23 protein-coding genes are annotated in these 23032 nt (G+C 47.2%); 13 read left to right on the top strand and 10 right to left on the bottom strand.

Annotation, left to right across the window (positions count from 1 at the left end; all coding sequences use genetic code 11):
- Positions 1 to 23: 23 nt before the first annotated feature.
- Positions 24 to 878: a LysR family transcriptional regulator gene (locus AC50Y3_RS16150; RefSeq protein ID WP_494819753.1), complete on the bottom strand. Its 855-nt coding sequence runs from the start codon at positions 876 to 878 to the stop codon at positions 24 to 26.
- 202 nt (positions 879 to 1080) lie between these two features.
- Between AC50Y3_RS16150 and selD the strand changes: the two genes are divergently transcribed.
- The 7 genes from selD to AC50Y3_RS16115 all read left to right on the top strand — a co-directional run bounded on the left by selD (position 1081) and on the right by AC50Y3_RS16115 (position 9244).
- On the top strand, positions 1081 to 2130 hold the full coding sequence (gene selD / locus AC50Y3_RS16145; RefSeq protein WP_494819752.1) for a selenide, water dikinase SelD: 1050 nt from the start codon (positions 1081 to 1083) through the stop codon (positions 2128 to 2130).
- A 14-nt stretch (positions 2131 to 2144) separates the two neighbouring features.
- The gene (gene mnmH / locus AC50Y3_RS16140) at positions 2145 to 3203 is read left to right on the top strand and encodes a tRNA 2-selenouridine(34) synthase MnmH (protein ID WP_494819751.1); all 1059 of its coding nucleotides are present in this window, start codon (positions 2145 to 2147) and stop codon (positions 3201 to 3203) included.
- A gap of 195 nt (positions 3204 to 3398) precedes the next feature.
- The gene (locus AC50Y3_RS16135) at positions 3399 to 4274 is read left to right on the top strand and encodes a cation diffusion facilitator family transporter (protein ID WP_494819750.1); all 876 of its coding nucleotides are present in this window, start codon (positions 3399 to 3401) and stop codon (positions 4272 to 4274) included.
- Between the two features lie 159 nt (positions 4275 to 4433).
- Positions 4434 to 5426 (top strand): serine hydrolase domain-containing protein, encoded by a 993-nt coding sequence (locus tag AC50Y3_RS16130; protein WP_494819749.1) that lies wholly within the window; start codon positions 4434 to 4436, stop codon positions 5424 to 5426.
- A 178-nt stretch (positions 5427 to 5604) separates the two neighbouring features.
- Positions 5605 to 6999: a spore germination protein gene (locus AC50Y3_RS16125; RefSeq protein ID WP_494819748.1), complete on the top strand. Its 1395-nt coding sequence runs from the start codon at positions 5605 to 5607 to the stop codon at positions 6997 to 6999.
- The gene (locus AC50Y3_RS16120; RefSeq protein ID WP_494819747.1) at positions 6999 to 8153 is read left to right on the top strand and encodes a Ger(x)C family spore germination protein; all 1155 of its coding nucleotides are present in this window, start codon (positions 6999 to 7001) and stop codon (positions 8151 to 8153) included. Before AC50Y3_RS16125 ends, AC50Y3_RS16120 begins: the two co-directional genes overlap by 1 nt.
- Positions 8150 to 9244, top strand: a complete 1095-nt coding sequence (locus AC50Y3_RS16115; protein WP_494819746.1) for a GerAB/ArcD/ProY family transporter — start codon at positions 8150 to 8152, stop codon at positions 9242 to 9244. Before AC50Y3_RS16120 ends, AC50Y3_RS16115 begins: the two co-directional genes overlap by 4 nt.
- A gap of 7 nt (positions 9245 to 9251) precedes the next feature.
- Here the strand turns inward: AC50Y3_RS16115 and AC50Y3_RS16110 are convergent, their stop codons facing one another.
- Positions 9252 to 11210, bottom strand: coding sequence for a glycoside hydrolase family 127 protein (locus AC50Y3_RS16110; RefSeq protein ID WP_494819745.1), 1959 nt, complete (start codon positions 11208 to 11210; stop codon positions 9252 to 9254).
- 198 nt (positions 11211 to 11408) lie between these two features.
- Here AC50Y3_RS16110 and AC50Y3_RS16105 point away from each other — a divergent pair, with 198 nt between their 5' ends.
- Positions 11409 to 12167 carry a helix-turn-helix domain-containing protein gene (locus AC50Y3_RS16105; RefSeq protein WP_494819744.1) on the top strand — a complete coding sequence of 253 codons (759 nt, stop codon included), beginning with the start codon at positions 11409 to 11411 and terminating at the stop codon, positions 12165 to 12167.
- 58 nt (positions 12168 to 12225) lie between these two features.
- Here the strand turns inward: AC50Y3_RS16105 and AC50Y3_RS16100 are convergent, their stop codons facing one another.
- The 5 genes from AC50Y3_RS16100 to AC50Y3_RS16080 form a co-directional block, all read right to left on the bottom strand.
- A complete protein-coding gene (locus AC50Y3_RS16100) occupies positions 12226 to 13311 on the bottom strand; it encodes a GerAB/ArcD/ProY family transporter (protein ID WP_494819743.1) in 1086 nt (361 codons plus the stop codon).
- An 18-nt stretch (positions 13312 to 13329) separates the two neighbouring features.
- Positions 13330 to 14481 carry a Ger(x)C family spore germination protein gene (locus tag AC50Y3_RS16095; protein WP_494819742.1) on the bottom strand — a complete coding sequence of 384 codons (1152 nt, stop codon included), beginning with the start codon at positions 14479 to 14481 and terminating at the stop codon, positions 13330 to 13332.
- Between the two features lies 1 nt (position 14482).
- Positions 14483 to 15976 carry a spore germination protein gene (locus tag AC50Y3_RS16090; RefSeq protein WP_494819741.1) on the bottom strand — a complete coding sequence of 498 codons (1494 nt, stop codon included), beginning with the start codon at positions 15974 to 15976 and terminating at the stop codon, positions 14483 to 14485.
- A 139-nt stretch (positions 15977 to 16115) separates the two neighbouring features.
- Complete coding sequence (locus AC50Y3_RS16085; RefSeq protein WP_494819740.1) at positions 16116 to 17051, bottom strand: SPFH domain-containing protein; 936 nt, start codon at positions 17049 to 17051, stop codon at positions 16116 to 16118.
- 7 nt (positions 17052 to 17058) lie between these two features.
- Positions 17059 to 17484, bottom strand: a complete 426-nt coding sequence (locus tag AC50Y3_RS16080; RefSeq protein ID WP_494819739.1) for an NfeD family protein — start codon at positions 17482 to 17484, stop codon at positions 17059 to 17061.
- A gap of 157 nt (positions 17485 to 17641) precedes the next feature.
- On the opposite strand from AC50Y3_RS16080, the gene AC50Y3_RS16075 reads away from it, so the two are divergent.
- The 3 genes from AC50Y3_RS16075 (at position 17642) to AC50Y3_RS16065 (ending at position 19996) form a co-directional block, all read left to right on the top strand.
- Complete coding sequence (locus AC50Y3_RS16075) at positions 17642 to 18421, top strand: phytanoyl-CoA dioxygenase family protein (protein ID WP_494819738.1); 780 nt, start codon at positions 17642 to 17644, stop codon at positions 18419 to 18421.
- A gap of 228 nt (positions 18422 to 18649) precedes the next feature.
- On the top strand, positions 18650 to 19021 hold the full coding sequence (locus AC50Y3_RS16070; protein ID WP_494819737.1) for an iron chaperone: 372 nt from the start codon (positions 18650 to 18652) through the stop codon (positions 19019 to 19021).
- Positions 19022 to 19036: 15 nt separating this feature from the next.
- Complete coding sequence (locus tag AC50Y3_RS16065; RefSeq protein ID WP_494819736.1) at positions 19037 to 19996, top strand: D-2-hydroxyacid dehydrogenase family protein; 960 nt, start codon at positions 19037 to 19039, stop codon at positions 19994 to 19996.
- Positions 19997 to 20069: 73 nt separating this feature from the next.
- On the opposite strand, the gene AC50Y3_RS16060 is transcribed toward AC50Y3_RS16065, so the two are convergent.
- On the bottom strand, positions 20070 to 20459 hold the full coding sequence (locus AC50Y3_RS16060; protein WP_494819735.1) for an S-Ena type endospore appendage: 390 nt from the start codon (positions 20457 to 20459) through the stop codon (positions 20070 to 20072).
- 171 nt (positions 20460 to 20630) lie between these two features.
- Between AC50Y3_RS16060 and AC50Y3_RS16055 the strand changes: the two genes are divergently transcribed.
- Together AC50Y3_RS16055 and AC50Y3_RS16050 are read left to right on the top strand one after the other, a co-directional pair.
- Positions 20631 to 21038 (top strand): S-Ena type endospore appendage, encoded by a 408-nt coding sequence (locus AC50Y3_RS16055; RefSeq protein WP_494819734.1) that lies wholly within the window; start codon positions 20631 to 20633, stop codon positions 21036 to 21038.
- Positions 21039 to 21050: 12 nt separating this feature from the next.
- Complete coding sequence (locus AC50Y3_RS16050) at positions 21051 to 21440, top strand: hypothetical protein (RefSeq protein ID WP_494819733.1); 390 nt, start codon at positions 21051 to 21053, stop codon at positions 21438 to 21440.
- A 49-nt stretch (positions 21441 to 21489) separates the two neighbouring features.
- On the opposite strand, the gene AC50Y3_RS16045 is transcribed toward AC50Y3_RS16050, so the two are convergent.
- Together AC50Y3_RS16045 and AC50Y3_RS16040 are read right to left on the bottom strand one after the other, a co-directional pair.
- Positions 21490 to 22563 (bottom strand): phosphodiester glycosidase family protein, encoded by a 1074-nt coding sequence (locus AC50Y3_RS16045; RefSeq protein ID WP_494819732.1) that lies wholly within the window; start codon positions 22561 to 22563, stop codon positions 21490 to 21492.
- Complete coding sequence (locus AC50Y3_RS16040; RefSeq protein ID WP_494819731.1) at positions 22560 to 22982, bottom strand: hypothetical protein; 423 nt, start codon at positions 22980 to 22982, stop codon at positions 22560 to 22562. Before AC50Y3_RS16040 ends, AC50Y3_RS16045 begins: the two co-directional genes overlap by 4 nt.
- Between the last annotated feature and the right edge of the window lie 50 nt (positions 22983 to 23032).

Here is a 23032-nt window from a genome sequence, read left to right as displayed (position 1 = left end):
GAGCGATGCGATCGCTCTTGCTTTTATTTTACACCGAGCAGCTCTAATCCAAGCTTCACGCTGGGATGATCCTGCTTCTCGGTAAGGAAGCTGGCATAGGCTTGGATCGTTTGGATTTCCGGCATCGGGAAATCGCACGCTACCGGGAATAGCTTCTGCTCATCCAGAAAGGATTGCGCAGCTGATTTCGTCAGAAATCCGAAAGCTTCTCCGCGCATAATCAGCGTCATGATAATGCCTGAATGGTCGATTTGCATCGTGGGAATGTATCCCGGCCCAACCATCTCCGAGAACCATTCCGGGAAGGTGAAGCCAACATGGCAGTATTTCTGGGTGAAGAAATCCGATCTGCTGACTCGAAAATCCTTCTGCGAAGAAACAAGTACAAGCTCATCTTCGAACAGTAGAACTTTCGAAACCTTCGGATGATCCGGCGGGTCATAACGGACTGCGATGTGAACCGTCCCGTCAAGCAGCAGATCTCGAACCATGTAGCTGGAGTCGATGTAACTGAATAGTTTGAGTGCCGTATCCGGATGATTTCGTCTGAATGCCAGAATAGGATCCAAGTAGCGATAGTGCCACACGGCACCTGGACCGCTTATGACGATATAATGCTCGAACTGCTCTGACACCGTGAGTTTACTTTCTTCGAATAAGCGCAGCATGCGTTCGGCATAAGGGAGGAAGGCCATTCCGGCTTGCGTTAAACTGACATTGCGATTATCTCGCAAGAATAACGTTTTCCCAATCGTAACTTCTAATGTTTTGATCCTGGCTGTGACGGCCGACTGAGAGATATGTAAGAACTCGGCAGCTTTTGTGAAATTCAGCGATTGATAGACAGCAATAAATGCCTCTAATTGTGATAGGTCCATATGTCCAGCCAACACCTCATGGATTCGAATTATTCATTATTGCATGCAAAAGATTCGTTATACAGATTATACGAAAATGAATATTATTTTGCTATTGGGATAACGATGTCCGTGGTGATCTTTGACCATCGCATTATTATTGCAATTTAGTGCTATGACGAGTACGATTTAAGTTATGCGAAGAAAGGAACGTGTCGACACTATGAATAACTTCGAGAGTATAAAGTTAACATCACTATCCAGTAAAGGTGGCTGCGGTTGCAAAATAGGACCGGCCGATCTATCGGAGGTACTGCGTAATCTTCCTGCCGCTGAGCCAAATCCCAATCTTATTGTTGGATTAGATACCAGTGACGATGCTGGCGTTTACCGCTTAAGCAACGAGTTGGCATTGGTGCAAACGCTCGATTTCTTCACGCCGATCGTGGATGATCCCTATGATTTCGGACAAATTGCCGCAGCTAACGCAATCAGTGATATTTATGCGATGGGCGGCAAACCATTAACGGTATTAAATATCGTCGCATTTCCGATCTCGACATTGGACAAACGTATCCTCTCCGAAATATTGAGGGGAGCAGCAGATAAAGTGCGGGAAGCCGGTGCAACGCTGGTAGGCGGGCATTCCATTGATGATAAAGAGCCAAAATTCGGACTTGCCGTTACAGGTCTCGTGCATCCGGACAAGGTGCGCACCAATGCCGGTGCAAAACCTGGCGATCGCTTAATCCTAACGAAACCAATTGGAGTTGGCATCTTAACTACTTCGATTAAGAAGGATCAACTGTCGCTTGAGGAGACGAAACGCCTGACCCAAGTTATGGCCACGTTGAATAAAACAGCAGCTGAGATTATGGAGCCTTATCCGGTACATGCATGTACGGACGTGACGGGATTCGGATTAATCGGACATGCTCTTGAAATGGCTAAAGGCAGCAAAACAACGGTTAGGCTTCAGCATAAGGATGTTCCTCTGCTTCCGAGAGTACGAGAACTGGCGGATCTTGGATTTGTACCGGGCGGTACGAAGAATAATTTCGCTCATGTTCAGCAGGATGTCACGTTCCCGGATGAACTTGATCAGGTCGGCCGCTGGATACTATGTGATGCGGTTACATCAGGCGGAATGCTTATTTCAGTAGCTGGTGAGAAAGCGGAGTCCCTCTTACAGGAATTACTGCAAGCTGGGGTAGAAGCGAGTATGATCGGTGAGATTACGGATGAGAGACCAGGACATATAATTGTAGACTAGAAGGGGTAGCCGATATGTTTCAAGACCTAAAGCTCCATGATTTGCTTACGCTGCGACAGCAGAAGAATATTGTCACGATTGATGTAAGGTCGCCTTCCGAATTTGAGGATGCTACCATTCCCGGCAGCTTGAATATTCCTTTCTTCGACGATCATGAGCGGGCAGAGATCGGCACGATCTATAAGCAGGTCAGCATCCAAGCGGCAAAAGAACGCGGACTTGAGATTTTCTCCGCCAAATTGCCGTCATTCATCAAGCAATTCTCCCAGATCCCCGGCAAAAAGGCTGTTTTCTGCTGGAGAGGGGGCATGCGCAGCAAAACAACTGCAACTGTCTTATCACTCATGGACATTCATGTGAGCCGGTTGGAAGGCGGCTATCGCGCTTTTCGCCAAGGCGTCATGCAAGTACTTGAAGAGCTTGAAGTGATACCTCCTGCGTATGTTCTGCATGGCAACACTGGAAGTGGAAAAACAGCGATATTGCGTCGTTTACAAGAACGGGGTTATCCGGTATTGAATTTCGAAGAGCTGGCTGGGCATCGCGGTTCCGTGTTCGGGAATATTGGCGTTAAGGCGCATAATCAGAAGAAATTTGATGCATCTCTCGTAGATGAACTAGTTGGGGTGCAGCAAGCCCCCTATCTGCTCTTCGAGGCGGAGAGTAAACGAATTGGCAAAGTCGTCATCCCTAATCAGCTGCTGCAGAAGAAAGAAGAGGGGCATCAAATTTGGTTGGATGTCCCACTCGATACTCGGGTTCAACATATTCTAGAGGATTATCGTCCGTGGGAGCATCAAGAAGCTTGCTTGAAGTCTTTCCTTCAAATCAAATCACGCATTCATACTCCGATTGCGGCTGAGATCGAATTGTGCTTGAAAGAAGAGAGGTATGACCGCGCTGTCGAGCTTCTGCTTGTCTATTATTATGATCAACGTTATGCCCACACTGCGTCGGGGTATAGCTCAGAGAATAAAACTGTCATTACAGCGCAATCCACTGAAGAGGCAGTCGACGCCATTGAGCAATTATTACGTTCTCAGCAGCCTGCACATGCGGGAGCAAGCAATTGATTCATGTAGTTAATAAATTCGCTGATCACGGCGGATTTATTTTTTTTGCCTTTGGACGAACATTTTTCGCGCGGGCAACTCTATTTACTCGTCCCACCTTTTTGAGCCGAATGACAAAACGTTTCTCTAGACCCACATCGTAGTTGGCTGTTACGATAAGTCCACAAAGCATTGGAGAAAGGAATTTTTGCCGCAATGGAACAGCAGAAGTACGATCAATTGAAAATTGGAGAACGCGGTGCACTCATTAGTATTATCGCTTATATCATCTTATCCGGCTTAAAGCTAAGTATCGGTTATTTGACCGGATCCGAAGCTCTGCAGGCTGATGGTTTGAACAATGCAACAGACATCGCGGCATCGATCGCCGTACTTATTGGATTGCGGCTTGCTCGTAAACCGGCAGACGATGACCATCCCTATGGGCACTGGAAATCGGAAACGATTTCATCCATGCTCGCTTCTTTTATTATGATGGCTGTCGGTTTGCAGGTTCTATATCAATCGGTAACCTCGATCTTCCAAGGCGGGGAGAAGTCCCCGGATCTTCTCGCGGCGTGGGTGGGCATCTTCTCGGCAGTCGTCATGTACGGCGTATATCGCTATAACAAGAAACTGGCTACGCAAATTAACAGTCAAGCTGTTATGGCCGCAGCCAAAGATAATCTCTCGGATGCTTTTGTAAGTGTCGGCACATTCGTAGGCATCATCGGATCTCAATTTCATCTGGCCTGGCTAGACCCGCTTACAGCTATCATCGTAGGTATAATCATTTGTAAAACGGCATGGGAAATCTTCCGGGAAGCTTCGCATCATCTGTCAGATGGGTTCAACGAAGATACGATCCTCTCGTTTAAAGAGATCGTGATGAATGTACAAGGCGTAGAGGATGTTCGGGATATTCGAGCTAGAAATTATGGCAGCAACGCTGTCGTTGATGTGACCTTATTGATTAAGGCAGATATGGAATTTCAAGAAGCGCATGATGTCGCAACAAGAGTGGAACTGGAATTGAAAAATTCGTCGAACGACGTTTATGAAGTTCATGTGCACTATGAGCCGATTGAATAAGCAGCCGTTTGAATAGATGCTAAATGACCCGCAGCCGGATGCTGCGGGTTTCTTTATTAGGCAATTGGAAGATTTATGTAGCTGCGGAAAGGTGATTATAGCCAAGATGTAGAATGGTGTAGATGAAGATCAGCCTTCCCGCAAAGGAGAAATAAGGTAATGGATGTGGTGAAAACAAGCAGCGCTTTCGATGAGCTCAATCAATATGTAGGGGCTATTCAGAATCAAATTTCAGCTTCAGCAGCATCTGTCGTCGTGATCCAAAATGAGCAGATCGTTAATGAATACTATTCAGGTCATCATGATTACTCGCCAAACAGTCGAATGATAGATGAGCAATCGCAATTCAATGTAGCCTCCATTCGCAAAACATATCTGGGCTTAGCAATAAGTTTGGCTCTCTATGAAGGGAAGATTAATAGTGTTAACGATTATGTTTCCGAGTATTTGGAGGATCTGGACGACAGCATTGTCGGTCATACAACCATTCGGCATCTGCTGACGCATACTCACGGGCTTCAGGGCCCAATGAAGAGGCTGTTTCCACCGGGAACGGACTGGAAGTACAATAATGCCGGCGTAAATTTGCTTCTTCGCATTGTTCACAAGGTCTTTAATCAAACACTCGCTGAAGTATTAAGCGAACGCGTTTTTAAACCGTGTGGGTTCATTGAGACCGGCTGGAGACGTGAAAAGAAGGATAAACTGGTGTGGCTTGATGAGGAATATTTAGGCGATCAAGGCGGTGAGGCAAATCTATTCGTGAGTACAAGAGAACTTGGTTATTGGGGACAAATTCATCTGGGAAGAGGCAAGTATAGGGGGAAGCAGATCCTGCCTGCTGCGATATTTGATCAAGTCGTCACCATCGCTACACCGAGGCATCTCGATGAAACATTACCGCGACATGGTTTCTTCTGGTGGGTAAAGGACAAGATCCGTCCCTTATCGGAACTAGGGAGCGAGCTTCCAAACGGTTCTTACCAATCACTCGGTTTCTATGGCAATGCGGTATTGGTACTACCCGAGTATAATGCGGTAGCCGTTCGAATGTTAAATCAGTTGGAGTCGAATCCCACGGGCTATGATTATCTGCAAGACATTCAAGGCTTTGGTAATCTAGTCGTGAAATGTCTGAAAGCGGCGCAGTAGCTGAGGTGGATGCAGCAATCGAAGCGGATCGTCTAAGGACAGTCCTATGAATTGTACGATACTAAAGCCGAAGAAGCTCTGTCGCAACTTACGCGCAGGGCTTCTTTTCTTTTCTTGAATAAGGAAATACAAATGCTCACATGATAAAACGGAGCTTTTGGAAGGAGGTGGAAATGACATGGAGCCAAACTTTCCGGTCGATGTGAACGAAAGCATGCAAATCAATTATGAAGCTTTACGCCATATTTTGGATAACTGCGCGGATATCGTATTTCGGCCCTTAAAGCTTACAGATCAATCCGAAATTCTACTCGTTTATATCGAAGAGCTGACAGATTCAACTAGATTAGAACAGATTATTTCGGCATGCATGATAAGCCGTGATTACGACCGGCTGACACAATATAAAATCGTTGTTCACTTCTCGGAAATTGTAGCAAAAATCTTAAAAGGGAGCACGGCCATATTTATAGACGGCAAGCCTTTTGCCTATATGGCAGAGCTGACCGCTTACAAACAACGCGCAATTGATGAACCCTCTAACGAGGCCTCCATTCGCGGTCCGCGTGAAGGATTTACCGAAGACCTGATGACCAATTTAAGCATGGTTCGAAGAAAAATAAGTCACCCCAAATTAAAGTTTGAAATGCATCAAGCCGGCGAGGTAACCCATACCGATTTTGTTATTGCTTATATCGAAGAGATAGCCAAACCGGAACTTCTTCAAGAGGTCAGAAACAGACTTCAAGCTTTTCACACGAATCAGTTGTTGGACTCCGGTTATATTGAAGAATTTATCGAGGACAAGTCCTTATCCCTATTCCCGCAAATCCAAAATACGGAACGTCCGGACACTGTATCTTCGAGTTTATTGGCTGGCAGAGTAGCCATTATCGTGGACGGATCTCCGAACGCATTACTGCTGCCTATGACATTTTGGTCAGGCTTTCAAGCAGCGGAAGACCATTATGAACGTTTCATCTACGTTTCGGCGGTCAGAATTTTACGACTCTTGCTGGCCATGTTATCTTGTTTGCTTCCTTCCGTATACGTTGCGCTCACGACGTTCCATCCCCAGATGATTCCGCTTGCCGTAATGCTGAGTATTTCGGCCTCCAGAGAAGGAATTCCATTTCCAACCGTAATTGAAACCTTGTTAATGGAATTAATGTTCGAAGGCTTGCGGGAAGCCGGTCTGCGGTTACCTAAAGCAATCGGTTCAGCAGTGAGTATTGTAGGCGCATTGGTTATCGGAGAAGCAGCTGTTCAAGCGGGCTTTATATCGGCTCCTATTGTTATGATCGTAGCAGGTACCGGTATCGCTTCCTTTGCTTTTCCCAGCTATAGCTTGGCTTTGCCATTTCGATTGCTGCGCTTTCCGCTTCTAATCGTAGGTGGATTCCTTGGTCTGTATGGTGTCGCCATCGGCGTCATATTCATCATGATCCATCTTGTCACCCTGAAGTCATTCGGGGTCCCGTACTTACAACCCGTATCTCCGATCGGACAAACTATTTGGAAGGACACGCTAATACGACTGAATAAACGATTCGTACCGGCGCAGCGAAAATAATGAGGAAAATCGGTTTATTGTTCGGGTTGATTATGACCATCTTCATCTCCGGATGCTGGGATCGGAATGAAATTAACGAATATGCGTTTTGGATTGGAACCGCTCTGGATTTATCGGAGGAAGGGAACCTGCAAAAGAGCGCTCAGATCGCAGTTCCCGCTGAATTCAAGGGGAGAGGGAGCGGCAGTCAGCATCGGGCAAATATTGTTCTAACTACGACTGGTTCTTCTATCGTGGATTTGGAACAACAGATTCAAGATAAATTGCCCCGCAAGGTTTTTCTTGGACATCGCAGGTCGATTTTCATCGGAGAGAAGCTTGCGCGTAAAGGCTTAATTGAAATTATGGATCAATTTACACGAAATACCGATACGCGTATGCGCACGGATATATTTGTTGTGAATAACGGACAAGGGAGCGATGTATTGAAAATCAACAGTCCCTTTAATCAGTTTTCAGCAATTGTAGCTGTAGATCAAGACCGGTACTGTCGTTTAGGGGACTCTGCTTTACGGGATGTCTTGCTCGACGTAGGACGTGACGGCATCCGTCCTGCCATGCCGATGGTGGAGACATCGCCGAATAATGAGCTGGAGAAAGGAAAAATAATCGAAGTAAAATCCGTTGCCATCTTTAATCGACACTTGCAAATGGTCGGCGAAGTGTCCGGAAGAGAATCGCTGGAGTTGTTCTGGGTTAAAGGTGTATTAAAGAATCAATTTATTTCGGAGGAAACAGGAGAAGGCACCGTTTCTTTATTTGAATCCAACTTAAGGAAATCCGTTCGTACCGAATTTGAAGGAAATAAAATCAAAGTGTTCGTAAAGGTGGAGGGCTCCGGTAGGGTCCTTGAAAACAACACGAATATTGACATCTCGGTAACCGCGGAACGTATTCCGTTAGAACGTAAGCTAAATGAAATGAAAGCGAAGCAGGTAGAGGCAACGATTATGAAAATACAGCAGCAGTTCGGACAAGACGTGTTTGGATTCGGAGAAGAGGTTCACAGAGAACATCCTTACCAGTGGAAAGCAATCAAGAACAACTGGGATCAGATATTTCCGACAGTTGAGGTGTCGGTTAAAGTGAAGTTGAAAATTCAGAATACGGGGGCAATAGGAAGACGCATCCCAGGAATAGGAGACAGAAAGTGAAGATTTCTCCTTGGCAGTTGTTTTGGATGTTCACCACATTGGAAATTTCAATGAGTATCTGGCTCACGGTGTCTCCTTCCATCGAGATTGCCAGACAAGATGCCTGGATATCCCTAGTCGTGGCGGGGTTCATTGGACTATTCGTGACCCTGATTTGTATTCGAGTTTCGCAAAGGCATTCTACGCAAACCTTGGTGGAGTTTGCGCAGAAGCTGTTTGGGAAGTGGATCGGTAAGCTAATAGCCGTCTTGTATATTTTAATGTGGTTTTCCGTTTCGTCCGATATCTTGCGTATATTTTCATTGTTTATTAAGCAATTTCTATTTCACAATACGCCGATTTGGGTTATTGCATCGCTAATGGTCGCAGCAATGGTCTACATCAATTACGCCGGAAGTATCGAAGCGATCGCTCGTTTTAGTGAAATGGCCGGACCGCTGCTGCTGGTCGGCATAATCATTACCTTCGGATTAAACGTAACCAATCTGCATCCAGCGCTTATTTTACCCATCTACGCAGATACGGGGATACAGCCTATCGTGAAGGGCTCTTTTGTGAACGCGTCATTTCTGGGGGAGTCTATGATGATCATGATGTTAACTCCTTTTATCGCAAACTCGAAAAAGATGGTTAAACCCACGTTGCTTGCGATTTGCGTACCTTCCGTGATCGCCGTGCTTACGGCTATTATGGTCATTATGACGTTCGGGCCAAATATCGGATCCACCTTAATATTTCCGTATTTCAGCATGGTCCGATTTATTAATTATTTGGAGTTTGTTCAGAATATGGATGTTTGGATTATGTTCATCTGGATCTTCAGCGTTTTCGTAAAGTTAGCCATTTACTTATTCATTAATAGTTATGGTACCGCACAATTACTTGGCATTAAGAACTGGCGGAATGTAATCCTGTTTGCCGGCATTCTTATCTTCGCGATCTCACTCGTGCCTGCCAACATTATCGGGATGCTGGATTACGCAAAATACGTTTGGATCATTTATGTTTTCCCCATATTTATTATCGGCTTACCTCTCCTCTTCTTGTTCGTTAGCCTAATCAGAGGTCAGGGTAATAAAAAAGCCGCGTAATCGCGGCTTATTCACGAATCCAGACCAGCATTTCCCCTGGCTTACGATTACCCCACTGCGTATAAGGAACCGCATAGATGCTCTGTTTCTCAAGCTTCGGTGATGAGATTCGGTAGAGCGACGAATTCGCGGGGTCCGAATCTTCTTGGCGATACCCTTCGGCGTGAAGCGCAACTGAATTCCCATTATGCACAAGACGAATTTCAGCGTCTGCAGGAAGAATGAGATTCGGAAGGGCAGCACCATTGTCCATTTCTTCAAAGCAGTACACGAGCGGTCCGCGCTGCAAAGCTACGCGGCCTGCATTAGCGCGAACGTTCGGATGAGCGTAGATACGCTTAGGTTCCATGTCTAGTTCGAGGGCGATGACGTCTCCTTCTTGCCAGTCACGCGTGAAATAGGCGTAACCTTGGCGGATTTCAGGCTCTACAGGATTACCGTTCAAGGTGAAATGCGATTGGTTCGACCAGGACGGGATGCGCATCGCAATATTGAATAGACCGGTACCAGCCGCTGATGTAACTCGAAGACGAACATTGCCGTTCCAAGGTAACCCGCTCTCGAGCTTAAGACTTACATTTCGTTCAGCTAGCGTAAGCGAAGATTCTGTTCCGATATACAGATGCGTGTAGAGCACATCTGTGCTTGAAGTGAAGATGTACTGCCCGAGAGAGGAGAGCAGCCTCGATATATTCGGCGGGCAGCATGCGCATGCGAACCATTTTTGACGAACGGACTTGATGTGATGCTTGCCTGGATTGCCTCTGCCGGCAGCGGGCCACACCTCGAGCGGATTGACGTAGAAGAAGCTTTTTCCATCGCTAGCCAGTGCTGCCGTTACCGTATTATACAGCGCGCGTTCCATCACATCCCCGTATTCGCCGTTCGGTTCCAATTGCAGCATTCGTCTGGCGAAGAAGATCAGTCCGATCGATGCGCAGGTTTCGGAATAGTTCGTGTCATTGGGCAAATCGTAGTCGAACGTGAACGCTTCGCCGTGATGCGTTGAACCGATACTTCCGGTGACATACATCTGCTTATGCACCACATTACTCCAAAGCCTCTTGCATGCTTCCAATAAACTTGCATCTCCCAGATGAAGAGCCAGGTCAGCCATTGCGGTGTACATATAGACGGCTCTTACGGCATGGCCGGTTGCGACTTCCTGTTCGCGTACCGGCTTATGGGCTTGAAGATAGCGCAGATCCTGATGATTGTTCTGAACGACCCCGGGTGACCAGTAACTGATTCGACCGCGTTTCTCCCATTCCTCAACTAAGTAATTCGGCTGTTGACCGCGCTCTTCAATGAGGAAGCTCGCCAGCTCCAAGTACTTTTCTTCATCAGTGATTTCATAAAGTTTGACAAGTGACAATTCGATTTCCTGATGTCCATCGTATCCGCGCAGCTTGCCTGGTTCATTCCCAAACCGGGCATCGATATGATCGGCCAATCGCCTGGCTACGCTCAGCAAGGTTGACTTGCCGGTTCCTTGATAATAAGCTACAGCTGCTTCGATCAGATGACCGGCCGTGTACATTTCATGGCAGTCCATCAAGTTCGTCCAACGATTTCCCGGCTCGGCAATCGCGAAGTAGGTGTTCAAATAACCGTCTTCCTGTTGAGCAGAGGCAATTAGGTTAATCGCCTCGTCGGCAATACGTTCCAGATCGGCGTCCGGAGCGGCTGCTAATGAGTAGCCGACGGCTTCCAGCCATTTGTACATATCCGTATCTTGGAAAACGAATCCTCCGAAATGGCCTTCTTCCAATCCTGCTGCGATACGAAAGTTGCGGATAACGTGGCTAGGCTCCGCCGATTCAATTCGATCGTTCATCGCTTCCCATTGATAAGGAATGACTGTATCTCGAATGAGGCTTACAAATGTGGACCAATAGTGATCTAGGATTTGGACGGCACGAAGATCGAGTGGGGAGGATTGGGCTAGTTTGTTGTCGGTATTCATATATGCGGTTTCGCTCCTTTAACTGAACTTGCAAATCTATCATATAGGAAGAGGGATTCGGCTGTCGGTAGACGAACTAGTAGATTAGGTGTCAAAAACTGACTTCATTTCGACGAAATCGCCATGACAGGAGCTGCTGCCGAATTGCTTCCTCTATATTTACATGAACCTTATCGACTGGAAATGGGCGGGCAGTTTATGTCCGATGAAACATGGTCGCATATGGATCGAACGATTTACGATTACGAGCTCATTATTGGCGTTTCCGGTGTTGTATTCATGGAAGCGGATGGCCTTATGTACGAGGTAAAAGCAGGCGATATCCTGTTCCTGATGCCCGGTGAGCGACATCGCGGGTACCGGCTTTCATTGCCGGGTGTCTCTTTTTATTGGTTTCATTTTCATCTGCCTGAAACATTGTGGAGTGAGCCGCTGCGCCTCGTACCCCGATATGCGGAGTGCTCAAATCAGAGCCGAGTTCATATATTAGCTCGGCAATTGCTTCATGCAGCGAACGGCGGTTATCGAATTCCGCGAGCGGGGGACTATTTTCTGACCTGCCTGCTGATTGAATTGGCGGAGCAGCTCGAACATTCGAATGAGCTGGAAGCGATGGACCCAAGGCTGCCGCAATTGCTGGAATGGACGCGGCTTCACGCGCTCGATCGCGATATTTCCGTAGAACGGATCGCCGCCCATTTGGGCTATAACAAAGATTACCTCTCTCGCATGTTCAAGCAGAAATTCGGTTCCGGTCTCCTCAACTATATTCATCACATCAAGCTGGAGACGGCGAAGGAGATCCTTGCGGATTCGAAGCTTCACGTGAAAGAAGTGGCGGTACAGGTAGGTATCGGGGATGACAAGCAGTTTGCAAAATGGTTCAAGCGACTATCCGGCGTGACACCGACTGCCTATCGGGAGGCCTTTGCACGGACGCGGTTGAATAAAGGGTAATGATATAGCGAGGGATGGGGCAGAAGAGGTGATCGCGCTTTAATCGCATGGAAGGCCTCTAAATCTTGGACAAACGCTTTCTAACACTGCCAATCATCCATAACAGCAGCGGGATTCCGATGAGGAATATGGGGAAAACGATGTTTTTCCAGAATGCGGTAAAGATCACCTGGGATTCGTCCACATTACTAGGGAACAGGGCGACGACGAAGACGAGAACGCCGACGATCCAAAGCATATACCGCCATTTGCGAAATTGGAACAATTGAGCCGTTCCGTAGCTCGCCATAAATACATAGAGGCTTACTTTGATGAAAACGGTGAAGCTCATCCCGACGACTAAGAATATATCAAGGTTTTGTACGAACTCCATGACGGAAATATATTGACTTATGGAATATACCGGATAGACTAGCTTGCCTGGAACGGTGTTGCCCATCATCATCAACGTGTCGATGATACCGTTCAATAGTACGATCCCAGCGATTCCCACACTCCATAAACCGGAGGATACCGCTTTCCTTTTCTCCACAAGAAAAGCGACCAGCATCACAATCATGACCGATTCGCTCATGAAAGAAGCTGCAGGCGCGCTTCCCGTTATCACGGGCATCCAGCCCTCTGTAGGCTTGAGCGGAAGAAGACTCTCTAAGTGTAAATCTTTAAGAGATAGGACCCTGAACAATAAGATGTTAAATATGATGATAGGTCCGATGACTTCGCTGCAGCGTCCGACGATATGGATGCCTCCGTGTACCGCGTATAGGATGACCAACAAGATAAACAAGATGATGACCCATAAAGGAGTCAGCACGAACAAGGCCATATGAACGAAGTCCGCATACTCGCGCAGAATGATGCCGGCTACGGCAATCCATATAAGCAGATATACGAAGATGATCGTTTTACCCAACCATTTTCCTATTATTTTCGGGACATATTCGACGAATGTGTCCTCTGGATAGAGAAGGCTTAGCTTTATCGCGATATAGGTAACCAGCAAGGACGCCAAGCCTGCCAAGAGCATGGCGAGCGGTGCACCTTGCTTGGCCTCCTGGAACGTTGGGCCGAGCACTAGCATGATTGTCATGCCGATCTCCATCGTAAACATCAGCCAAAACAATTGATATTTCGTCAGCTTCATCATAGAGCTCCTTGCCGATTATTCGATATTGGGAGGCGGTCCTTGGAGTCCAATTCGCCTGATCTTCACGTGCGAATGAACGGTAATTTTCGCATCGGAAAACGATTGCTCCCATCTGGCGTTTAATGCAGCCCAATCTTCTGGATGCTGTCGATTGATTGCTTTTCCAAAATGGAACACATCGACTTTGAACTGCTTTTGCGCTTTATGAACCACATTTAATACTGCCGTCTCGACATGATGATTCAGCACGGTTTCGTATAGACGAAGGTTATCGGGATTTCGAAGATCTAATACCGGAATGCTCTCTAGAACGACTCCGTTGCCCTTCAGTTCGATATCGATTTTCACTCGGCTGCCGTCAACTGTGGTTTGCAGCTTACTTTCCGGTTTTCGGACACTCACATTAAACGTTCCTTTTCCATTCGGCAATGCTATCGTAATCGGAATGCTGTCGGTTTGATTAGTCACCCATAATCGAAAAGCACCTTCCTGCCTATCGTAATAACCGGCTAACTGTTCCTTACGGTTAAAAACCGCGCGGCCGTATAATTGTATCGTTTTCTTGCGAAGTTTCGTATCGTATATGATTTCTACGGCCGGAAGGGTCGGACCGCTTCCTTCAACGTTTTGTTCAATGAGCAGCTCCAGTAACGAATTGCCGGTTCTCTTGCCAAGACTATGTCTTAATTTAGATAGGGCAATAGCAGGCATCTTTTCAAGTGGATAGGACATTTGCATAAAGGCAAGGGCAGTTCCCCCCTTTACGACCCAAATATCCGATTTGAGCCGGCTGTCGGGGTCCCGAGTTACCGAGTCCATCAGGTTCGAGATGCCGGCCGTTGCCATCTCTTCTCCAATGTAGATATTATTGCGATGCCCCCGGGTTATTCTTCGCGACAGCTTTAACTGCAAATCTAAGAGACAGTCAGACACAGTCGATCCGATCCCCGTTTCAATTATGTACGATTGTTTCTCTCCACCGCCGGCTTCCCCGGATTTCGAAGGAACCATGAATTGTCCGATTAACAATAGCTTCCCATTCTCAAGCCGATCGACACCGGAACCGAGCTCGAATAAACGGTCATTCAATTCACGGCGATCCCAGCATCCGGTTAAGAGAAGCAGGCAAATGATGGCCGCCAACAAACCAAGTCGTTTGCTCCGCATATTACCTCCGCGTAGGCTTTCTTATTATTGAGGCTTTGAGTGAAAACTTTTTCCACCAGGGAACGCGTATGAGAACATCTTTGATTTGATCCGGCTGATAAGGAGCGATAGGGGATAAATAGGGAACTCCGAACGACTCCAATCTAGCCATGTGGATTAAGATAATGAGTGTTCCCATAGCGATTCCATATAAGCCAAGCGCTCCGGAAATAAGCAGAAGCGGAAACCGTAGAATACGGAAAGGGATGCTCATGTTATAACGCGGAATGGCGAAGGACGCAATTCCGGTTAAGGAGACGATAATGACCATCGGTGCCGACACGATTCCCGCCTGGACTGCGGCTTCCCCGATAACCAGGGCACCGACGATGCTAACGGCAGAGCCTACGGCTTTGGGCAAGCGTACGCCCGCCTCGCGTAAGCCTTCGAACAGAAATTCCATCAGCAGGGCTTCGATGACACCGGGGAACGGTACGCCTTCGCGAGCTGACGTGATGCTCAGCAAGAAGTTCGTCGGAAGCAGCTGCGGATGGAACGTCGTAATTGCGACGTACATCGAAGGCAGGTACAAGGAAATGGTAAACAGAATAAACCGGCTCCACCTCACCAGCGTGGCATAGATGAATCGCTCGTAATAATCCTCGACGGCTTGAAAGGCCGTCCAGAACGTAATCGGCACGATTAGGGCAAGAGGCGTTCCATCGGTTAGAATCGCGACTCTCCCTTCCATTAGGCTGGCTGCCACGATATCCGGACGCTCGGTATTCATGACTTGGGGGAAAGGACTGAATGATGTATCTTCAATGAATTCTTCGATATATCCGGATTCCAGAACAATATCCATTTGAATGTCGGACATTCGCTGTTTGACGAGCTCTACTAAGTCCGGACGCGCTTTTCCCTCTACGTAGGCAATGATGATTCTAGTCTTGGAATACGTTCCAACAGTGACAGAGACAAACTTGAGTGTCGGCGATTGAATTCTTCGACGCAGGAGACTAGTATTGGTTTGAAGCGTCTCGGTAAAGCTTTCTCGTGGCCCTCGGACTGCTACTTCGTTGGCTGGCTCTTCGACTCCCCGGTGCTCGGAACCGGACATATCAAGAATTATCGCTTCCGGCTCACCGTCTACGAAGACAACCAGGCAAGCACGCAAGATCGATTCGACGATTTCTTGCAAACGGCTTTCGTTCCGGATTGGCCGTACGATAGCAAAATGCTCTTTCAAGATTGGGAAGTCGACCGTGTCTTGGCCGACGCGGGTACCGCTTTTCTCTAATAGCCAGGATTGAAAGAGAGGCGATTTGATTTCGTTCTTGTCGATCATGCCGTCGACGTAGACCATAAGAATCGTACAGTTGTCGGACAAATCAACCCGTTGAAAGATGATGTCAAAGCAATGCTGGAATAGTTGCCGAAGCATCGCTTCATTCTCGCCTAAGTCGGCGCTGATCATTTCCCGGGGGTAGGAAACCGGATTTCGAGAGGAGATCAAGACGTCACAGCTCCCTCAATTTTTCCATATTATGCTACGGAAATGGATCCTTTATACTAACAAGGAGCAATAGAAAAAGGCTACCGTTTGTAATCGGTAGCCTTAAACATGGAATGGGGGAGAGTTGTGTACCCATCATTTATTTGGGATTGGTAATATCGAATATTTTGCCAATCATACCGGCTGAACCCAGCGCATTCACTGCGTCAGTTGGGATAAAGATGGTGGTTGCCCGGCCCTCCGCCATTTGGCCAAGAGCCTCGAAAGATTTATAGGCAAGAATCTGAGCGTCCAGACCGGCTACCTTGATCGCCTCGATTCTCGCTCGTTCCGCATTCGCGACATGTTTAATCGCTTCTGCTTTTCCGATCGCTTCCAGCTCTTGCGCCTTTTGCTTGGCTTCCGCATCCAAGATTTGCCGCTTCTTCTCTGCTTCGGCTGCAAGGACGACTGCAGCTTGCTGCGCCTCAGCGCGCAGTACGGTTGATTGCTTCTCACCTTCAGCCTGCAGGATGATGGCGCGTTTCTCACGTTCAGCCCGCATTTGTTTCTCCATTGAATTCTGAATATCGGCCGGAATGGCTAATTGCAGCACTTCGACGCGGTCGATACGAACGCCCCAATTTTCGGATGCCTGATCAAGGACCAGACGCAAATCAGTTTGGATGCGGTCGCGGTTGGAGAGGATTTCGTCCAATTCCATCTTACCGATCGTCGCACGAAGCGCCGAAGCCACAATGTTATGTATGCCGCCAACGTAGTTGGCAATGCCATAAGTGGCGAGCTTGGCATCAACGACAGTGAAGAACGTAGCAAGCTCTATGCCGATCGCGACGTTGTCCTTCGTAATGACGGATTGCGAAGGGACCGTTTCCTGATGGATTCTAAGGTCGTGGCGACGCCGGATATTATCTATAACCGGAATGATCAAATTCACCCCGGCGTGGAGCGTTTTATTGTATTTTCCCAGTCGCTCGACAATCGCTACGGTTTGCTGGGGAATAATTCGAATCCCCTTGATTACAACGGCAACCACTACTGCCAGAATAACGATAAAAACGATAATCCCAACCAATCTGCATCTACTCCTTTGTCACGAATAATTTGGTTACTCGAACCTCTGCTACAGTTACTTTGCTTCCTTCTTCAATTCTTTCGTTAGCTACAGCGGACCATATCTCGCCATGGAGTTTGACCAAACCGGCTTCGTCCGGAGAAATCGTCTGAACGACAAATGCTTCTTGTCCCACCAAATAATCGGAGAGCTGTGGGATCATGGATTTTGACGAAGAGGGGATTAGTTTACGAAGGAGAGGCAGCAGGAAGACATACATCAGGGCAATCGCAACAACGAACGTGAAGCATTGAACCAAGATCGGGAGTCCCGCAAGTGCGGTAATCATGGTGAGGACGGATGCGGCAGCAAGGAGTAGAAAATAGAACGTCCCCGTATGCAGCTCGATCAGTACGAGCGCGGCAGTCAGAATCAGCCAAGCTAAGGCGTACATGAATGTCCTCCTTCAGAAAGCGTCCATTTCTATTCGTATGTTTCTACTTCTAGTTCAGAACATGAAGCCGATATATTCCAATAAAATCCTGCAAACCGATGTCCGATCACCTATACTAATAGTGATGAACAAAGAAGCATAAGGAGGACATGCCCGAATGGATATGCACCAGATGCTAGAAGAGCTTGGCGTTACGGAAGGTACACTAAGTGCCGAGGAGAGGCAGACGCTCGATGAACAAGGTTATATTGTTTTCGAACGATTGATTGACGAAGCATGGTTGGAAGTACTAAGAGAGAAGTATGAGGAACTCATGGCCAAAGCTGCGGGTACAATTGCACATCAACGTGAAGCCGGAACGAGAAGGCTGTTTGATTTGGAAAATCAAGGACCTGTATTCGACGGGCTATATACGTTGCCGAAGGTAGTTGCATCCGTCGCCTATTTGATCCAACGGGATTTCAAATTTGTGACCTTGAACGGACGTGATGCCGTACCCGGGGAAGGACATCAATCCTTGCACAGCGATTGGCCATGTGCGCCGGGAGGGCCTATCAATGCCGTCACCTGTGTGTTGATGTTGGATGACTTTACACTTGAGAACGGATCAACCCGCGTCGTACCGGGAACGCATCGCTCGGGAGTTAACCCCGTTACAGATTGGGAAAGCGGTAAGGCGCTTGAATCTCATCCGGATGAAATTCAATTGCTTGCGCCTGCAGGTTCCGTTGCTGTGATGGTTAGCCATCTGTGGCATGGGGGAACAACAAACCGAACATCAGGAACACGCAGAGCCGTGCATCCTTTCTATATGGCGAGGGATCAGCAACAATCGCCCGGACATTTGAACGCCAAGGAGTATATCCGCGTCAAAACCTATAAGCGCCTTTCGCCGGCGGCACGTTATCTGCTCGATGTGGAGTGGGACACGATCTAATTAAATTCGCAGGAACAGTGTTTTGCAGCGTGGTTTCCGTGAATAATGAGAAGATCCGGATTGGTGTGGGAGGTACGAATTAAGATTTGAAAATCGTCTTACGAGTTGGCTTGCGTCATGACACCTTTAGGTACAAAACGCGGATCGATAACAGCGATAGCCAAATGGAATCAAACGGTATGCGGCAGCGATTCTTTTTGAGATTCAGTTATTATAGGAGGGAACAGCATGGAAGTTTTTGCAGATTATTTAGAGGACATTGAAAACCCGCAGCATCGTGCTCGAACGGAAGAAGTTTTAGAATGGGTAGCTGACACATTTCCCGATCTAGAGCCAAAATTCGCTTGGAAACAGCCTATGTATACGGACCACGGCACGTTTATTATTGGTTTTAGTGTATCCAAACAGCATTTGGCCGTTGCCCCTGAGAAAGCGGGGATGAATGAGTTTACTGCTAGAATTAAGGAAGCCGGCTATACGCAAACCAAGCTGTTATTTCGAATCGAGTGGAATAGTCCGGTGGATTACGCATTACTTGAGCAAATCATCACATTTAATAGGATGGATAAAGCAGATTGTTCAACTTTTTGGCGAGCATAAGGAGGCACTACAATAATGAAGCTACGTTGTGCGATACTGGACGATTATCAGGAAGTGGCGTTGACTGCTGCGGATTGGTCGCCGATTCTTAACAGGGTGGAGGTAAAGAGCATTACGCGGCATATCGATCAACAGGATGAACTGGTCGAGCTGATTGCCGATTGTGAGATTGTCGTCATTATGCGGGAGCGGACGCCATTCCGCGAATCCCTTCTGGCTAAGCTTCCTCGATTGAAGCTGCTCATTACGACAGGTATGCGCAATGCTTCGATTGATCTGAATGCAGCCGCTTCGAGAGGTATAATCGTATGCGGAACCGGTGGCGCCGGCAATGCAACAGCCGAACTCACATGGGCATTACTACTCGCCTTATCCCGAAATATCGTGCAGGAGCATAATGCTATAAGAAGCGGCCAATGGCAAAGCACCATCGGCGTAGATTTGCACGGCAAGACGCTTGGTGTACTTGGACTTGGTAAATTAGGCAGCCAGATCGCCAAATTCGGACAAGTGTTCGGCATGAATGTCATGGCGTGGAGCCAGAATTTAACGCAACAACGAGCGGACGAGATTGGGGTGAAATTAGCAGCTTCCAAGGATGAGCTTCTGGAGAACAGTGATTTTGTCTCGATCCATCTCGTGTTGAGTGAGCGGACAAGAGGATTAATTGGTGCTGAGGACCTTAAGCGTATGCGTCCTACTGCACTCCTAATCAATACTTCCCGAGCTCCAATCGTTGATCAAGCAGCACTTGCGGAAGCCTTACAGAGCGGGTGGATCGCCGGCGCTGCAGTAGATGTGTTCGAGGTGGAGCCGTTGCCGAAGGACGATCTATACCGATCGCTTCCGAATCTGCTAACTACTCCTCATATCGGCTATGTATCACAAGCCAGTTACGAGAAATTTTATTCGGACATCGTTGAAGATATTGAAGCCTATTTATCCGGTGCTCCGGTCCGAATCTTTGCCTTATAGTTGAGGTCTTCCCTATGTAGATGGAGTGCGAACTGATGCCGGATCAGGTTGCACTCTATTTGTGTTGCCCGAATCAGTAATTCGAACATTCAATGCAATAATGCAAATCTAATAATAAATTACCGGTACAGTTTGCTTCAGGTGTAGGATCAGCTGCAGCACATGCAATCGTAATGCCTGTCAAATTCTCGAAGAAGAAGGTAATGGAACGACCGGGAGCAACGACTATGACATTGGAAATAGCATGATCTACATAAGTTAAAGTCATCGTACAATGTAAACTAGTATTCACAATCGTAAATGAACCTCTTGTAATCATACTTGTTAAATTACGAAAATAAATCATCTCATCGCTCGGGCAGGGTTGGAAGATGGGATTACATTGCTGTAGATTGACAAGTTGTTTTTCTGGCGTGGTTTTGCAAAAGTTAAAAACCGCTGTGCCGGAGGAAGACGTACACATATTCGATCACACCAACCCTTCCATTCTATCTTTTCCATCATATGAATCTATGGCCGATATAGGGATGGTTATTATCCTAACTTTTGCTACATACAATCAAATTGGTTGTTTGCCACGAAGCAGATTGTTTAGGGAATCCATACTATGAGAAAGAGAGGTTAGTAGGAGGGGATGGCAGCACAGATGTCCAAGTGTCATAAGTACAGACCGATCAAGAAACGTTGCCATCACAAAAAAGCAATGAGGATAAGAAGACTGGTGTGCATCGCTAAATGCCTGCCTATTAAGCAAGCATGCGATGGCATGACGCCTCGAACTTATTTTAGCTTTTTACCAGACTCCAACCATCTTCCATCGGGCACGATCACCTTGGTGAATAATAGCAAACAATGTACCATGCATATGATCGTGATCATGGATCATGGGCAAGCAGAAACTTTTGAAGTTGCACCGAATTCTTCATTTACAGCCGTTGTAGCAGACTTATTAGCCATCAAAATGATCTGCATGGGACAATCCGAAACGGATTTCTGTCATGGAACATTGGAATTGGATTTATTTTATATCTTAATCTTGTAACGACACGAGGGAGTGTTTCATCTGACCTATAATGATTATGCAACTCTGGTTTCTTTGCTGATCTCGGCAGGAGCGTTCTACTATACTTACATTACAAATACGAAGAAGTATGAATTATCCAGCGCTTATCGGAAGGAACTATTAGATTGGTATTCGAAAACAGTAGAAGTGCTGATTGTATTAAGAAATGAAGTGCGTTCTTCTTCTGTCAATCAAGAGTTGTTTAGAGATCAAAAATCAAAGCTGTCTGCACTGATTGAAGTAGGTCGATTCTATTTCCCCAACGTTGATAAACAGGATGGATTCGGTGAAAATAAACTTCCTGCGGCTAGAGGATATCGGCACTTAACCTTAGCTTTGCTTGTTTATTCCTACCGACGCCAAGTATTTGAGCACACATAAAATCAAACAGGCTGCCCATCGGCAGTCTGTTTGATTTCTAAGAGCGTACTTACTTGAAAAAGAGAAAATGGGTCGGAACCGGGCGAGGTCGTCCGTCCGAAGGATGATTGACGACGCGGCCATTGAAGACGAGCGTCGACGAACCTCCACCGTCCAGGTTGTAGCCATCGATCGCACCGTATCGCTGAAGCAGATACTGCGTTTCTTGAAGCGTTGCGCCAGAACTACCATTCTCGTTACGTCCATCGATGACGAGAAAGAGCAGCTGGTTGTCCTTATAATTAGCAATAATTGTCCGAGGCGCGCGCAATGGGCTAGTCCGCCATTTGTCCGGGATCGGCTGTGCGCTACCATTTTGCAAGAGGACCGGAACAAAAGAAGCCCCGAATTTCGGATTCTCGCTATCCAGATGCGATTTACTCGCATACTTGCCGCCGATCAGCTCTAACTTATCGTTCAGCCCTACGAAGAACAAATCTTTAAAGGAAGGAGAGAAGCCATTCAAATAATTGCCGTTCATAACAGTGGTACCTAGCGGATAACGTTTGTTGCCATCATCAGCGAAGCCGCCGGCGTTCACACCGGCTATGGCATGGTAACGACCAACGGCCGCAAGCGTTGTCTCCGCTCCGCCGTTTTTGTCCTGACCTAGGACCATTTTCATGGCGTCAGGCGATTTCAGTTTAATCTTAAGTGCATACCCATTGAAGTACTGCGCATGAATCACAAATAGCTGTGCACGGACGTTATCTGACTCTATCTGCTGCATTGGTGCACCGATCTTCCGCGTAATGCGTCGGTCATAGATCCGATAGGGACGATTTGCCTGCGCGCCGGCGATCGAAACGATGGCATCCATGTTTTTGTTCGTTGTCGTATAAAGCTGGATGGATTTCTTGAGTGATTTGGCAGTGACGAGCGCCGTCTTCTTCGCTTGGTCCAAACCTGCTGTCAGCTTCTCGGTGTCCTCCGGAACATTGGCATGCGTTAGTGCCAGCTTCGGAAAAGTACTGTCCGGAAGGGTGATTGACAGATCCGCAGCCATCAGCCAAATGACTAGTCCGATGAACGGCGCGCATGCCATCAGGCAGAATCGGTTGATTTGTTTCATGTTCAGCGTCATTTCAACACGTCCAAACTTTTCTGCAGCTCGGCCAGTTTTTTCTTCACTTCGTTCAACTGCGAGAACAGCTTATTGCTGTTGTCGGTTTTGTTATTTGTATTATCTTTAGTAAATTCTAAGAGCTCATTAAGTGCGTCGACTTTGCCCTGCACCTTATTCAGCTCACCGGAAAAATCGGTCTGCATCTGCTTTAGCTGTGCATCGTAATTTTGCTGCATTAGCGTAATTTGCTGCGCCGTTTGAGCGCTTATGTCTTGTGTCAATTTATCCTTTACTTGGCCGGTATACCAGACTGTGCCTGCGATGCCACAGCTGATTAGCAGCGCCCAGGCTGCAAGAAACATCGGGACAGATGGCTTTGATTTACGGGAAGCTCTCTCGACAGATCGGTTTGCCGACGTCGGGACATTCGTTTCCATGCTATGAATCTCTCCTCTTACTATCATTCAGAACTTATATTTTACCACAA

The sequence above is a fragment of the Paenibacillus sp. J22R98 genome (genome assembly GCF_059383835.1).
This window is presented reverse-complemented; position numbering and strand designations above follow the sequence as displayed.

Excerpts from the sequence above, each read along its gene's own strand:
- AC50Y3_RS16095 (WP_494819742.1), bottom strand. The coding sequence starts at position 14,481 with ATGCGGAGCAAACGACTTGGTTTGTTGGCGGCCATCATTTGCCTGCTT.
- AC50Y3_RS16110 (WP_494819745.1), bottom strand. The coding sequence starts at position 11,210 with ATGAATACCGACAACAAACTAGCCCAATCCTCCCCACTCGATCTTCGT.
- AC50Y3_RS16125 (WP_494819748.1), top strand. The coding sequence starts at position 5,605 with ATGGAGCCAAACTTTCCGGTCGATGTGAACGAAAGCATGCAAATCAAT.
- AC50Y3_RS16135 (WP_494819750.1), top strand. The coding sequence starts at position 3,399 with ATGGAACAGCAGAAGTACGATCAATTGAAAATTGGAGAACGCGGTGCA.
- AC50Y3_RS16065 (WP_494819736.1), top strand. The coding sequence starts at position 19,037 with ATGAAGCTACGTTGTGCGATACTGGACGATTATCAGGAAGTGGCGTTG.
- AC50Y3_RS16130 (WP_494819749.1), top strand. The coding sequence starts at position 4,434 with ATGGATGTGGTGAAAACAAGCAGCGCTTTCGATGAGCTCAATCAATAT.
- AC50Y3_RS16105 (WP_494819744.1), top strand. The coding sequence starts at position 11,409 with ATGTCCGATGAAACATGGTCGCATATGGATCGAACGATTTACGATTAC.
- AC50Y3_RS16045 (WP_494819732.1), bottom strand. The coding sequence starts at position 22,563 with ATGACGCTGAACATGAAACAAATCAACCGATTCTGCCTGATGGCATGC.
- mnmH (WP_494819751.1), top strand. The coding sequence starts at position 2,145 with ATGTTTCAAGACCTAAAGCTCCATGATTTGCTTACGCTGCGACAGCAG.
- AC50Y3_RS16120 (WP_494819747.1), top strand. The coding sequence starts at position 6,999 with ATGAGGAAAATCGGTTTATTGTTCGGGTTGATTATGACCATCTTCATC.
- AC50Y3_RS16150 (WP_494819753.1), bottom strand. The coding sequence starts at position 878 with ATGGACCTATCACAATTAGAGGCATTTATTGCTGTCTATCAATCGCTG.
- AC50Y3_RS16100 (WP_494819743.1), bottom strand. The coding sequence starts at position 13,311 with ATGAAGCTGACGAAATATCAATTGTTTTGGCTGATGTTTACGATGGAG.
- selD (WP_494819752.1), top strand. The coding sequence starts at position 1,081 with ATGAATAACTTCGAGAGTATAAAGTTAACATCACTATCCAGTAAAGGT.
- AC50Y3_RS16055 (WP_494819734.1), top strand. The coding sequence starts at position 20,631 with ATGGCAGCACAGATGTCCAAGTGTCATAAGTACAGACCGATCAAGAAA.
- AC50Y3_RS16080 (WP_494819739.1), bottom strand. The coding sequence starts at position 17,484 with ATGTACGCCTTAGCTTGGCTGATTCTGACTGCCGCGCTCGTACTGATC.
- AC50Y3_RS16075 (WP_494819738.1), top strand. The coding sequence starts at position 17,642 with ATGGATATGCACCAGATGCTAGAAGAGCTTGGCGTTACGGAAGGTACA.
- AC50Y3_RS16070 (WP_494819737.1), top strand. The coding sequence starts at position 18,650 with ATGGAAGTTTTTGCAGATTATTTAGAGGACATTGAAAACCCGCAGCAT.
- AC50Y3_RS16060 (WP_494819735.1), bottom strand. The coding sequence starts at position 20,459 with ATGTGTACGTCTTCCTCCGGCACAGCGGTTTTTAACTTTTGCAAAACC.
- AC50Y3_RS16040 (WP_494819731.1), bottom strand. The coding sequence starts at position 22,982 with ATGGAAACGAATGTCCCGACGTCGGCAAACCGATCTGTCGAGAGAGCT.